Genomic DNA, 12,910 nt, shown 5'->3' with positions numbered 1-12,910 from the left:
CCTCATGGTGCGATCGGCAACAAGGTGCCGATCTCGTTGGTGAATTCGGGAGGCGCAACCAGCCCGCCTCCCTGAATGAAGCCGGAAAACTCTAGCATCCGGTGGTCCAACGTTTGGGAGCGGTTCAAGACCGCCGAGGCTCTAATCGCCGCCGGATGAAAATTCAGTGGCAGGTCATTTGAAGGCCAACCACCTACCTTCCTGCCGAACACTGGCAGACCAGAAAACAAGGGGCGCAGCCAATACACGTCGCTTGATCAGTGCTTGTGAGATACGCCGGAGCCAAAGAGGAGCCGTAGTGAGTAGTGAACGCACTGTCATGCAGGTTCCTCCATGTCGCCCCCCCCGCGCCAAGAACGCTAGGGCACACCCCCGGATTGCTTGATTGCTGGGCAGATTAGCGAAGAATTCCGCCCTATATGAGCCGTTTCAACCGCACTTAAACGCGCGCTACATCTGAATAGGTCTTAATTGTTGTTAAGCCATTATCGACCAGGCCAGTTCCCGCCTCGGCGAGCTTTTGGAGGTTGTCGAAGCCAAATCGATGTACGTCGCGGAGCGTCTTCGAGAGTACTACGAGCCGCCCCGCCGTGAGTAATATCCGACCGAATCCCTCATGGTTCACAGTCAACACCGGTGACGCCATCAGTCCGGACTGCTCCTCTATAGCAAGTGCTACGGCGGCATAGAAGATCTCAAGCCGCCACTGCACCTCTAGGTCAGGTCCCCCGATGAGAGGAATCGCCCTACGCTGCTGCCTCGTCACGATGAAATCACAGAGCAAATCGGTGTCCGATTTCTCTTGCCACAATTCAAAGGTGTCTTGAGCACGCATCAGACGCAAGAGGCACTTAATGAAAGGCGTGGCGAGAGCATCTTTCTCATCTAATCGAGCATTGTTGGGGACAGGGGTGACGTTTGACATCAGTTAAAATCCTCCTGAGTGTTGGATGCGGTTTGACTAAGGGCCACACCCGCTTCCGGTAACACCATCCCTTAAAATGGTGCGGCAGATGGGACCTGTGGCGACGCAACTTGGCCCGGACGAATGACATGGCCCCTCGAAACGGGGCGGCCGCAACAACAACGGCAAGCGGCGGGCAACGCTGGCGGGCTTGACGAAAAGCGCTTCACAAGCGAGATTCCCGTCGCGATAGTCCAGTGGCGGTAGGTTTCGCCGCGAACTCCACCCTCAACCAACCTATTCGCCGCCAGGTGTAAAACCGTGTCTCGGGCTTTCGAATTGAGGATCAGGCGGGGGGTGGAATCAGCTTTTCGAGGTCGACAAGGACAGTGAGAGTATCTTGAGAGGCCGTGTACTTGCCGATACCCCCTTTTCCGTGCGAACTGATGCAGACCTGCCATGTATTTTCCCTTCAAGGTTCAAATCGACTTCGACCGGACGCCACACGTTCCACCAGGCGATTGCCCGCCGCGTAGTTCTGGGAGTTCAAGACTCATGCCAGTCTCCTCCGCTGAGGTTCGGAACACGGCATCTGTATTGTTTCCAGCTTCTTAGCTAGCCCATGAAGAATTGATCGAGGACAACGTTGTCGTGAACCGGACAAGACGCGGTGGGGATCGAAGAAATGGCATCCCGGTGCAGCGGCGGAACCTATTCTCCGGCCACGTCAGCAACAAATGACACCCGCCGAAGCCGCTCCGCTCTCAATTCGCGGATTGGGCGCAATGTCCGGCCGCTTGCCGAGGTGCAGCCGGTCGATCTTCTTTGCTTGGCGATCACAGCGCCTCCCAGTGATGGACTCCGAGACCCGCATGCATCACTGGCTGGAGCTCCCTTCCTCGACAGTTAGCGCCGTCATTTGGGGGAATGCCGCGGGCAAATGGAATGCGGCATAGGCCCCCGCGACGCCGGCGACAGCTCAACAACGCTCTGAATTTCCACAGTGAACGGCTGTTAGACGTAGCCGGCAAAGGGGAAGCTCACGAAGATCAGATGGCCCTTCAGGGCCGGGTCCTGGTCCGATGCCCACCGGATCGACCGGCCGCAAGGTTTTAGGACCGTTTCAACAACCAGCCCCTGGGCGCCTCGGCGGCGTGTATCTTAAGTTGCCGGCGTGCGTCGGCCGCGTTCACTCTCTATCCGCACCAGAACACGGCACCCGGGGGATCATGCTGCCGGCACGACCTAGCTGGCCGGTACCGTCGGCGCCGGCAAGAGGATGACTGTGGCAGCGGCCGTCATGGAGCAGTGCTGCCTCGGTGTGACCGCTGAGGCGATACTCGCTGTTTCCGGTCATTGCTTAGCACAGGCCGGAAAAGCGTTTCTGGTAACTTAGCGAACGCTCGCGATTTTAGCAGGGACAACGGGACCTGGCGGCAAGCGGACCCCAAACAAGTGCGAAGCAAACCGAATCTTTGGCAACCTCAAAGAGGGTGGAGTCGATACCCTGGGGGTCAAGCGCCCGCGTCGTCGCGGAGCATTGGGCGCGGAGGGGTTTGCGGATTCTCGATACGTGATTGGCACATCAGTCGGACCTCAGCTGATCTTCGTGCAAAAGGATCCTTTAAAAATGGGCCCCTTAACGCGTGCCTTGGCATGCTTGCTTGCTGACGAAGTTTAGGTTGAGAATTGAACACCGCTAGTTATTCGCAGGATTGCTCGGCAAACGAACGAGGCGGGGTGGCGTTCCAAGCATGAGCTGGGACAGATAGGGAATGTCGCGCACGCTCCAGCGAACTGCTAGTGCTACGGCAATGATCATCGTCCCGAGAATTCCCGCCGCGCCAGACCTCATTGTGGGAGCCCATTGTTCTCCGTAATGTATCAAATCCATGAGACGGAATACCGTAGCCTGCACCAGGTACAACACGAGCGTGCTCTGCCCCACTTCCACGGCGATAAAGCGAACCACCCGGTTCGAGCGTCCAATTTTCCAGGATTGAAGCAGAATCTCGATCATCACTGCAGAGGCCACTGTCGAGCCAAAAAACATCAGAAGGATATCTTTTGCCGACTGCAGATCCTGGATTAAGGCGAGATTGTTGTAGACATAGGTGTCCTCGCGCCACGCCATGAAGCACAAGCTAGCCGCGATAGAGGCGGACATCATCAGGAGTGGCTTATGATACCGCATTATGCTCGTCCACCAATCTCTCGACTGCGCAAATGAAAATCCCATGCAGAAAAAGGGATAGGTGTACTTTATGAGAGGGAATATAGAAAACGTCACGGGGGCAACTGCGACCAGTATGGATGAGACAAGCAAAGAGCGTGCCGACCCGGAGTTGAAGATCGAAATAAGTTTGACCAAAAGAAAAGAAGCAAACGCAGCCCAGATGAACCAGTATGTGCCGACGAAATCGTGCATGAATTGCAACAGGTTGCCAGGTGCGTCCGGCGGCCGGGGAAACATGAGCAATTTGACTGCCTCCAAAAGGGTGAACCAGAACAGCGTCGGCACCAGGAGCTGCAGCGCGCGATCACCGATGGCTTGCCTGAACGATTTGCCTAGTAGCCCTGATCTAGAGAGATATCCGCTTATCGCCATAAAGAGAGGCATGTGAAACATGTAGATCGATTTGAAGCATGCCGAATCCCAGAAGCCATCACCCTCGTAAAAGATATATTGTATCAGGTGACCGAAAATCACCAAGACAATGAGTATTCCTTTGGCGAAGTCTAAAGCTAGATCGCGATCGTCGGCCTCTGGCGCCTCAGGCACTGTCTTTCCACCTACAATTCTTGCTCGCATTCTCAACATCTCACGATGCCTACGGGAGCCTTTGAAAGCGGCATTTTCCAACCTCTCGTTCATCATGCAGGCTAATCCAGCTTCCGATCAGCGCTCCGACTTCGGCATGCTGAACGACGGCCAACGGTCATACAATTTGCCTGGGTTCCAAGTTCACAGGGCGACCGTGGCGACTTAGGCCCAGTAGCCGTTTTCGGCGTGTCCATTGGCTGTTTTTCGCCGCAACGTACGCCCCGCCTAAACTCGCTGCCGCGCAACTGCTTGGGCTGCCACGTCGTCGAAATCTTCTAACGGACATTTGCGCGTATGCAAGTAGCGCTGCTTGACTCTGCACTCGGCTATTGTTGCGATTGCATATGATTCTCCATGCCAAACTTGCGCGACACCGTATCAAAAGAACATATTGCCGATTCAATGGCTCCTAGCCGCTGTGGGTATCGTCTATCACCTACCGGCGCTTGGGTGTGGATCGGCACCCCAGCGCAACCCCCCAGACGCTGGAGATTTGCTCCATTAGATCCGCCGCCCAACGTGTCCTATATGGCAGCCTCACCATTGTAAAATTCATGCTCCTAATGACACGCATCTGCGGTATGGATGAGTATCGCGGACCCTTGACAACCTTGAGCGGAAGGTCGGTGAGTATCGCGATACACGAGGCTTTGGCCGCGATCGCCGCCGTTTTGGATCGCCGCCAATGATAGCTGGACGTTGGGCTGCCATTGTCGATCCGTATGCGACGTTTGTCGATACGTCAGAGACGACCGTGGTCCCAATCCGTAGGAAGATCGCAGTAAGCGTCAAGATATGCGGGATGCAACGGCCAGTGTCTGGGGATGCGCTCCCCTGTCAAGGTCGAGACCCCCTCCTCGATCAGTGGCTTTCCCTTTTTGGGATACCTCTCCTTCGGTGGCGAAAGAATGAAACCGGGCTGGATATGTCGCTGGTCATTTCGCGCGATTCAAATTGGCGCAGACTTTGCGGCTCGCTTGACGCGACGATCCCCCTGAGCTGAAGAAGGCCGGCCGCAATAGCGCCGAGCATTGGCGCACATATATAAAGCCAGAGTTGAGAGAGTGCCGCCCCTCCTGCGAAAAGTGCTGGGCCGATCGATCGTGCTGGATTCACAGAAGAACCCGAAACGGTGATACCGCCAAGGTGGATCGCAACTAAGGCAAGTCCAATCGCCAATCGTGCAACAGCGCCGCGTCCAGCCGTGCATTTGAGGAATACAGTTACGAACAGGAACGTGGCGATAAACTCGAATAGGAACGCAGCTCTCCATCCGTAGACTACCCAGCCGGTTTGGGCGAAACCTTCTAGGGTGATATCGTAACCGCCGACCTTGTTCATAGCGATAAGGTAGAGCGTGCCTGCCGCCGCGATAGCTCCTGCACATTGGGCGGAGACATACGCGAGAAAGTCCCACACTCTCAATCGGCGCGACACGAGGAAACCCAGGCTGACCGCCGGATTGAGATGCGCGCCCGAGACTGGGCCAATCGTGTAGGCCATTGCAACCACGGTCGTCCCGAAGGCTAAAGCGACACCCAACAGGCCCACCTCTTGACGCATATAAAGCAATGTGCCGCAGCCGAGGAAGACAAGTGTGAAGGTCCCGAAGAATTCGCAAACATACTTTTTCATTTTTCACTCCATTGATTAGACCCCACGTACTTTTCGGTGTCATCCTCGTGCCGCCAAGCGTTCCGCATGCACCGAACCAATCATCGTGTCAGGTCCCGAAAACCTCCGTAGTTGACTTCAATTGCGTCCTTGTCCGACGAGATCGGCATCAGAGCCTATGGTCAACCAGCGTCACCGATCACCAGCAAACGTCGTACCAAATGAAATATGTTGCGCATCACAGCGATCGCTCTGATGACGTTCGGTCTTATGTTCGAAAGTGCCGTGAACAGGATAGGCAGGCGAACCGTACCGAGACGTATGGACCCGAGCTGGGCTACGAACAAATCGCCAAGCAGCCCATCCTCAAATTATCGAAACAACGACCCTCTTCATGGCTCCAAGCGGAAGGTGGTGCAAAGCAGGAACCAGGACAAGGGTTGATAAGACCGCCAGGGACGTTCACGAGAAGTCGAGTAACGCCCCTTAGCCACGAACAGGCACATGATCCTTGGCGCGATTTGAAGTCCGCGTGAATTCCCTTGTCCCCAGCGCAACCGTCGACATTTTTCGCAAATGTCGGGCATTCGCCACTTTTGTCAGATTTGTCGTGACTGGAACGTTTTGTTCGCCGGTCTCTCCGCCAAATACACATCAACCTGCCCTCAACCCGCCCATCGATAAACGAAAATCATCTTCTTGGCGCGTCGGAGCAGTTGGCATGGTGTTTGCTGATCCCTGGTTACAAGCGGCAGAAAGCAGTCTGCATGATGCCGGTTCATGAAACGAACGGAACGGAGGCCACCTGACCGTTCGTCATCGGATCCGCGTTCTACCAAAGCGGCCATGCATAGTCCGCCGGCGGAAGGGGTCAATCCCGATGTCACAGCTTGCAACCAACTCAAAGAGAAGGAAAATGCAATGACCAAGATTTCCGAAAGATCATTTGAAACGATCGAAAACCCGGGGTCATCGCCGCTCAAGGTGCCAGATCAGTTCGGCGCATCCGTTGAAAAGGGGAACAAGCAGGTGACAGAGGCTCTTTTGAAATTTGCGTCCGGCGCTGAAGCGACACAGAAAATGCTGCCTCCGATCCTCGAAACGACAAGTCTATTCGGCAACGAATTGTGGTGGAAGACGATCGCTGCACTGCAAGCCGACGCCGAGGCCGGCTTCTCACATTTGCAAGCTTTGCTGGGCGCGAATTCGCCGTCGCAGATCCTCGAACAGCAGTCGGCCTTTTTCCGCAAGCGGGTTGAGACAAGTTTGCAGCACGCCAAGGAAGTCCGGGAGCTCTCAAGCAGGGCGGTGGAGGAAATCTCAAAGCCGGTCAAGGATGCTTTTGACAAGGTCCTGACGAACCCCAAAGCGACGTAAAGTTGACTCGGCACTAAGATCAGGGCTGGACGAATCATGATCGGAGCCGCTTTCGAGGAGACAACATTATGCGGCCGACTGATGTTTCATCTGTTCGCGGCGCTGGCGAATTCCGGCGTGATCTGGTCAGAGAGCGGACCCGTGCCGGCCCGGAGGAACGTGGTAGGCGCGGCGGCGGCCGCCGCTGATAAGCTTGCCAGGGCCTCATCTGGTGGCTGGCCACAAAGTGCGCGAGGCCATCGCACCTTACGAGGCTCTTAGATGGTTACATGTGGGGGATAGTAAAATGATTGTAGCTGTTCCAAATAGCGGGGCGTCACGGATTAACCAATCCGGTGTAGAAGCATTACGAGAATTTCCTAACTTTCCGATAGGCGGGATCTTGTTCAAGGATATAGCGCCTATGCTGGCTGGTAGAGGTGCATTGGGCGAAGTCGTTTCTACCGTCGCAAGCCAAGTGTCGGGAACAGAAATCGATGCCATTTTGGCGGTTGATGCGCGTGGTTTCATCTTGGGCGCCTCATTGGCTGATAGGCTCGGTTGCGGTTTCATCATGGTAAGGAAACCCGGTAAACTGCCGGGGGACGTCCTCTCATTTGAATACAGCTGTGAATACTGCTCCGGAACCCTGGAGGTAACTGCCGGCCTCATCGGTGACGGCCTGCGATGCCTGATTGCTGATGACCTTCTAGCGACGGGTGGCACTGCTCGGGCGACTGGGAATTTTGTCAAGTCCCAAGGCGGAGAGATCGCCGGATACGCATTCATACTCGAAATCGAAGTTTTGAAAGGCAGGCGTCAATTGGACGACGCACCAGTGATCAGTGCGATGACGTGCTAGCGCAGCAACATAGACGTAAGGAGGCAAGCGCATGAATACCCCTGATTGGCTTTCGACACCGCAGGACGTGCATGTAGCCAGTCAGACGCTACAGGCCCTCGTCACAAGTGAACTTTCGAAACGAGTCGTCTCGGAAAACGAAATTAAAACGATCTATCTGTTTCTAACCCGCAAGTGCAATTTGGGATGCCACCACTGTTATATCGCAGGCGTCGGGCCCAAGGCCAAGGGCATTGATTTCAACCTGGAGGCGATCCAAGGACTGATCGAGCAAGCACTACCCAATGGGCTGCGCAAGGTTAAGGTTTCCGGGGGTGAACCGATGGTTCACAAGGAATTCATGGCAGTCATGGAATATCTCGCATCCTGTGGGCTGAAGGAGCTGGTTTTCGAGACGAATGGAACCCTCTTTGACGAGTTCACGATCGAGCAGCTAAGTAGGCTCCCCAATTTGACGGTCTTCATCAGCCTCGACCATTTCGACCCAGAGGCGCACGACGCTTTCAGAGCAAAATCGGGTGCGTTCGCCAAGACTGCGATTGTCCTGCAGCGGCTTGGAAAAACTGACATCTCTACGGTGGTAACGACGACTGCCTATCGCAACAACTATGACAAGGTGATTTCGATTATAGATTTGGTGCTCGGCTGGGGCATCAAGAAGCATCGGACGCTGCTCAACATACATCCGATGGGCAACGCGCGCAGCCATGAGGACAATGCGATAAGCTTGGAGGAATGCAAGCTACTGATAGGCGATCTTTTGAAATCTCCCCATTTTGAGAGTGGCGCTGCATACATGACTCTGCCGCCGGCTCTGATGCCTCTCAAGTATCTGAACGGCGTGCATACTTGCGGTTGGGGCGACAACGTACTGGGCATACTGTCGAACGGACAAGTTTCGATGTGCAGTGCCTCCTACGATGATCCGGAAATGATCGCCGGCAATGCCTTCGAAATGCCCTTGATGGAAATCTGGCGCAACAGCCCGTTCTTCCATGAGCTACGCGAGGTGGTGAGTGGCGAGGTTAAGGGCGTCTGCGGCAACTGCGTGTTTTATCCAGTCTGTCGCGGCGTCTGCAAGATGAGTAGCTGGTCGCACTATGGTGAAAAGGACGCGCCCTATCCGCTGTGCCAGGAACTTTACAATAACGGAGGTTTTCCGGAGTACGCCCTGGTGGACCCGACGAAAGATTCCACCTACCGCCGCGGAGTTATAGCGAAAGAGCGTCGGCCCGCCGCCGAAGCTCCTGTCTATAACTTCTCGGAGGAAATCGCGGCTGCTGCGCAACACACTCACTAACGCAGGAGGCGCGACGTAATAATTGCTGTGTCGACGACGTAATTTAACCAGGTCAACAAAAATAACGTGGAGGATTGAGGATGAGCAGAGCTTTCCGAGGTGCGGCGGGTGTGGCGCACACACTTGCGAACAACGCGATACGATCCGGCAACAAAGCAGCCGCCCAGCAAGCCCAGGTGATTTCTCGTCTCGCGGAAGGACTCGCCCGGCTGCAGGCGGGTTTGGATGACCAAGCTCAGCAATTGACGGCTGGCCTTGTAAAATTAGAGCAATCGCTAAAGGTGTCACGCAGATCGCAACGGTCGAAATCCGGCTCACTCGCTGCTAACGGCGAACTACAAGACTACTACGTTGATATAACCGCCTCGAAGAAATTTGGCAAAGCCAATTGGCCGCGCGCCGCCGATTCAGGTCTTGTAGGACGCCGCATTGGGCGAGGACCGGTTAGGATGACTGGTTCCGACACACAATCGGCAAAGGCGGTTACCGCCGCATTCGCCAAACTTCTCTCGGCTCAGGCACAATTGCTGCAGATACGCAGTGAAGTGGAAGACCTCAAGAAGGTTCAGAGGTAGCGGCAATGGCTAGTTCCCGACTGTTTGGCTACGCCGTTGACGAAGAGGATGGCAAGCTGGTAATCGTGATTGACGGATTGCTTGCCGAAAGTTGCATCCGGCAAATTCGGGACAGCGCCCAGACGGGCCGCGGTGGTGAACTCTTGTCGCGATTGCTGCCGGTAAGTTCGGTTTACAAGCTTATGTCTGGACAAGAGGAACGCGCTGAAGAAACGCTCAGCCTTGAACAGTTGCTTGGACAAAACGTCGACCAGAGTTTCGCTTCCTTCGAACAACAGTTCGCCGACCTGAGGCAGACACTAGCCGAATTCGGCAGCCCGGAAAGTTCGAAATAAATCACGCAGCCGTATCAGGAGTCTCCGCGATGCTTCGGTTGTCACCAGAAGACTCTATTTTGCTGATCACCTGCCGGGCCTACCTACGACCCGAGGATGAAGAGCGTTTGGTCCGTCTCTGCAAGGAGCCTGTCAACTGGCCCTATGTGGTATGGCGCGCCGAGCATAATCGGACGGTGCCGCTGCTTGAGAATCACTTGCGCCGCCTCGATTTGTTGACACTATTGCCTACTGAGGCGGCGCATTACGTTCAGTGCTGGACTGTCATGTCAAAGGTCAGGTCCGCACTCGAATTTCGCAATCTGCCAGAAATCATGGATGCGCTGGATCGGGCCGGCATCGCCTGGTTCCTGGTGAAGGGACCAGATCTCGCGCTTCTCCACTATCCCGATCCACTCCTACGGCCGATGACCGATCTCGACATCATGGTCAAGCCCGCTGACGCGCAGCGCGTGCAGCGGCTCATGTTCGATCTCGGCTACCGGCACGGTATTTTCGACCCTTCAAATGGCAACTGGCATCCGGAACGAAAGGAACTCGATGACGAAACCTTCCGCGAAAGCTATTCCTTGCCGGTGTTTGTAAGGATAGAATCCGTTGAATCTCCGTTCCCTGGTCCCGCGGTGCCACGCCAGCTGCGCTACCGCCACGTAAAGGGATACATCGATTCCGCGAAGAAGCTGCACATGCCCATCTTCATTGATATGCATGTAAATCTCTCCGTCGGCATCGATGTCGAAGACATATGGTCAGGCGTGCGTCTTGCAAACGGTCTAGGCCGCATATTGCAGGTCCAATCCGCGACTGGCGCCGTCTGGTTCCTTTCGGCCAGGCTTTATCACGAGGCCTTCCTTTATAATTCGCTTCGACTATTGATGTTCGGCGATCTTCATGCGGTTCTACACAAAGAAATGGCGAATATTAGCTGGGCGGAGGTCGCTGCGATAGGTTACAAATACGAGATGAGGCCGGCGTTATATTTCGTCCTGACGCAGATGAAGCGCATCTGTGGGATAGACATACCGTCCGAGTTCCTAGAGCTCATTCGACCTGATCAAACCGAGGTACCACTTCAACATGATTGGGGCGACGTGTTGCCCAAACTGCTGTCTATTCCCACTGTTAACGATCTTGAGCTGGCGTAAATATGGCGCCCGAGTCACCATATCGTACAGATCCTGCGGCGAACGACCTTCGTATCGCAGCAACCGAAACCTCTGCAAAGTTTGCGTCAACAGTCCATCGGGCCCTCACGCGGTCAGGAATAACGATCCTAAACACGCAGGTGTTCAGCAATGGCCAGATGGCTGTCACTCCGCGCGACGGCGGGCTTGGCGGAAATGTGGTGGTCGTGCAAACATTTCCTGACAGCGTTCATGATCGTCTTTTCGAGTTGTTCCTAGCGCTTGGTGCCGTGCGGGCGCGGGGTCCCCGCACGATTACCGCTGTTCTTCCCTACCTCCCATATTCGCGTTCGGATCGCCCTGCCTTCGACGGCGGACCTGTACCGGTGCGAATCCTTGCGGGGATTATCGAAACGCTCGGTATAGATCGGCTGATAACTTTCGAACTCCATGTTCCTCAGCTGTGCGCCGCATTTGCCTGTCCTGTCGTCAATCTTCAGTTCGCTCCCGCCCTAGTTCGCCATCTCGGTTCTGCGGCCGTCGATGGCGACATGGTCGTTTCACCGGACTTCGGCGGAGCGAAGCGAGCTGAGCACTTGGCGGCCCTGCTCGGCTGCCCATTCGCTGTCATGCGCAAGCACCGCAGAGACGATGATGACTTTCGGGAGAGCGTCGAGATTCTGGGGGACGTTGCTGGCCGGACGATCATCCTGATTGACGACGAAATCAACAGTGGTCAGACGGCTTTTTCAGCCGCCGCACATCTCAAAGCGGCAGGCGCTCGCAAGATAACCCTTGCCGCAGCCCATGCCATATTCACGCCGTCGCTGAACGAAAACTGGGGACGGTCTCAGATCGACCGCATCGTTGTGACCGACAGCGTCGGACGTACCGACAATTTCCCCGACAGTGTCGAAGTAGTCTCGATCGGCAACGAAATTGCAGGCGCGCTGCAGGCACGCTGAGAAGCATTACCTGAAATCTAGCATCACGCGATTAACACGTGGATCGAGCGCCTGCTCGAATGCCTCTTGGGCGTTTGACGAGGGCCAAAGATTGACCTGCAGCACGTCGAAGCGTGCGGCGTGTTCAACGATGGTTCGAATGGCATTTCTCACGTCGTCCGCGCTTTGGGCTATGGTGCCGATCAGTTCAATTTCCCGGTAATGCAGAAAGTTAGCGCCTACCGATAACAAATCGGACGTCGGAATCGATTGGTAGAGTACAATCCTGGCACCGCGTGACGCCGCAGCTATGGCCCCCTGAATGCCTCTGACACCGAAGCGCGTGCAAAAGATGCAGTCGAAGCCCCAGCCATCCGTTAATTTCTCGACGAGTTTCGGATCAAACAGAGAATGAACTGACCCCGTTGCATGGGCGCCGGTCGACATCACAGGCCCATGCGTTGCCACGTCGTCATCGAAAAGGTAAACGTCGCATCCTTTGGTTGTCAGAAGTATCGAATGGAGAAGGCCCATCGTGCCTCCGCCGATGACGGCCACAGTGTCTCCAGCCTTTGCACGCGCCCTATTTATGCCGCGTGCCACGCAGGCGACAGGTTCAACTAACGCGGCACGCTCGGGAGCCAAAAAGGAAGGTACGGAAAAAACCTGATAGGCGGGTACGCCCACAAAATTGGCCAATCCCCCCGGCCCCTGCGGCACCCCTCCTCTCGCTTTAGGATTTAAATATGCACAGTGGTTGTCCAGTCCGAGGCGGCAGGCACGACATTGGCCGCATCTGCGCATTAAAAGCACCGCAACGCGGTCTCCTACGCGCAGGCCATCCGGTACATCGTCCGGCAGAGACACGATCGTGCCTGACAACTCGTGCCCGCCCCAATAGGGGTAAGTCGGCTTGGCGCCCCGATAAACGCGTTGCTCCGGTGTGCAGAGTCCACACAACTCTATCCGCACACCGACTTCGGACGATACGGCGAGTGGAACCGACAATGTCCATTCTTCAACCTTGCGGGGGCAAGTAATTACGAGTCCACGAACCTCCATACGAGACCTC

Annotated in this window: 11 protein-coding genes; 7 read left to right on the top strand and 4 right to left on the bottom strand. The window is 55.5% G+C overall.

From position 1 onward, the window contains the following. Nucleotides 1-439 precede the first annotated feature (439 nt). The 3 genes from EFD56_RS26510 to EFD56_RS26490 all read right to left on the bottom strand — a co-directional run bounded on the left by EFD56_RS26510 (nt 440) and on the right by EFD56_RS26490 (nt 5,363). Complete coding sequence (locus tag EFD56_RS26510) at nt 440-925, bottom strand: NifX-associated nitrogen fixation protein (protein WP_004677039.1); 486 nt, start codon at nt 923-925, stop codon at nt 440-442. A 1,678-nt stretch (nt 926-2,603) separates the two neighbouring features. Beyond that, nucleotides 2,604-3,716 carry a nodulation factor fucose acetyltransferase NolL gene (gene nolL, locus EFD56_RS26495; protein ID WP_308821659.1) on the bottom strand — a complete coding sequence of 371 codons (1,113 nt, stop codon included), beginning with the start codon at nt 3,714-3,716 and terminating at the stop codon, nt 2,604-2,606. Between the two features lie 873 nt (nt 3,717-4,589). Beyond that, a complete protein-coding gene (locus EFD56_RS26490) occupies nt 4,590-5,363 on the bottom strand; it encodes an aquaporin (protein WP_004677031.1) in 774 nt (257 codons plus the stop codon). Nucleotides 5,364-6,263: 900 nt separating this feature from the next. On the opposite strand from EFD56_RS26490, the gene EFD56_RS26485 reads away from it, so the two are divergent. The 7 genes from EFD56_RS26485 (at nt 6,264) to prs (ending at nt 11,859) form a co-directional block, all read left to right on the top strand. Next, nucleotides 6,264-6,719 (top strand): phasin, encoded by a 456-nt coding sequence (locus EFD56_RS26485; protein WP_041684036.1) that lies wholly within the window; start codon nt 6,264-6,266, stop codon nt 6,717-6,719. A 286-nt stretch (nt 6,720-7,005) separates the two neighbouring features. Continuing rightward, the gene (locus tag EFD56_RS26475) at nt 7,006-7,560 is read left to right on the top strand and encodes an adenine phosphoribosyltransferase (protein WP_004672710.1); all 555 of its coding nucleotides are present in this window, start codon (nt 7,006-7,008) and stop codon (nt 7,558-7,560) included. A 31-nt stretch (nt 7,561-7,591) separates the two neighbouring features. Beyond that, complete coding sequence (locus tag EFD56_RS26470; protein ID WP_004672712.1) at nt 7,592-8,860, top strand: radical SAM/SPASM domain-containing protein; 1,269 nt, start codon at nt 7,592-7,594, stop codon at nt 8,858-8,860. Nucleotides 8,861-8,940: 80 nt separating this feature from the next. Beyond that, nucleotides 8,941-9,435 (top strand): hypothetical protein, encoded by a 495-nt coding sequence (locus tag EFD56_RS26465; protein ID WP_004672713.1) that lies wholly within the window; start codon nt 8,941-8,943, stop codon nt 9,433-9,435. Nucleotides 9,436-9,440: 5 nt separating this feature from the next. Then, a complete protein-coding gene (locus EFD56_RS26460) occupies nt 9,441-9,770 on the top strand; it encodes a hypothetical protein (RefSeq protein ID WP_004672714.1) in 330 nt (109 codons plus the stop codon). Nucleotides 9,771-9,799: 29 nt separating this feature from the next. Beyond that, a complete protein-coding gene (locus EFD56_RS26455) occupies nt 9,800-10,915 on the top strand; it encodes a nucleotidyltransferase family protein (protein WP_004672715.1) in 1,116 nt (371 codons plus the stop codon). 2 nt (nt 10,916-10,917) lie between these two features. Further along, the gene (gene prs / locus EFD56_RS26450; protein ID WP_011053499.1) at nt 10,918-11,859 is read left to right on the top strand and encodes a ribose-phosphate diphosphokinase; all 942 of its coding nucleotides are present in this window, start codon (nt 10,918-10,920) and stop codon (nt 11,857-11,859) included. A 6-nt stretch (nt 11,860-11,865) separates the two neighbouring features. On the opposite strand, the gene EFD56_RS33510 is transcribed toward prs, so the two are convergent. Next, the gene (locus EFD56_RS33510) at nt 11,866-12,900 is read right to left on the bottom strand and encodes a zinc-dependent alcohol dehydrogenase (protein ID WP_126906696.1); all 1,035 of its coding nucleotides are present in this window, start codon (nt 12,898-12,900) and stop codon (nt 11,866-11,868) included. Nucleotides 12,901-12,910: the final 10 nt, after the last annotated feature.

The sequence above is a fragment of the Rhizobium phaseoli genome (assembly GCF_003985125.1).
Lineage (GTDB): Bacteria > Pseudomonadota > Alphaproteobacteria > Rhizobiales > Rhizobiaceae > Rhizobium > Rhizobium phaseoli.
Note: the sequence above shows the minus strand (reverse complement) of the source record. Positions and strands in the feature narration are given on the sequence as shown.